Origin of the sequence: Metalysinibacillus jejuensis, assembly GCF_003057615.1 — a bacterium.
Taxonomy (GTDB): domain Bacteria; phylum Bacillota; class Bacilli; order Bacillales_A; family Planococcaceae; genus Metalysinibacillus; species Metalysinibacillus jejuensis.
In genome coordinates this window covers 1-376 of sequence record NZ_QAFW01000192.1, presented here as the reverse complement: position 1 = coordinate 376, position 376 = coordinate 1, and the positions used below count along the sequence as shown (strand labels likewise).

Here is a 376-nt window from a genome sequence, read left to right as displayed (position 1 = left end):
ATTTTTTAGTCGAAGGGAACCATTTATCAATTTTCACAAGCTGTTTCCCTTGTTCTTTTAGCTTGTACGATAAGAATGTAGTGAACATGCCCCAACCATTGTCGTGAACGCTTTTACCAAAGTGAAGAGCTTGAGACATTCCTTTCATGTCCAAGTCCTCGATGATAACAGCGTCATAGGTTGATGCTAATTCTTTTGATTGATGGTGTAGAAAGTTCTTACGTTGATTGGCTGTTTTTTCTTGTAGTTCAGCCACTTTCAAACGTTGTTTTTCCCAACGTGCAGAACCTTTCTTTCTACGAGATAGGATGCGTTGTTCTTTTGCTAATTTGTCTAATGATTGTCGATAAAAACGTGGGTAATTGGCTTTCTCACC

General features: G+C 38.6%; 1 protein-coding gene. It reads right to left on the bottom strand.

Features of this window, described 5'->3' with window-relative positions; all coding sequences use genetic code 11:
• Positions 1–376 (bottom strand): RNA-guided endonuclease InsQ/TnpB family protein (locus tag DDE80_RS15880; protein ID WP_153060956.1); only part of this gene is annotated, 376 nt, incomplete at both ends.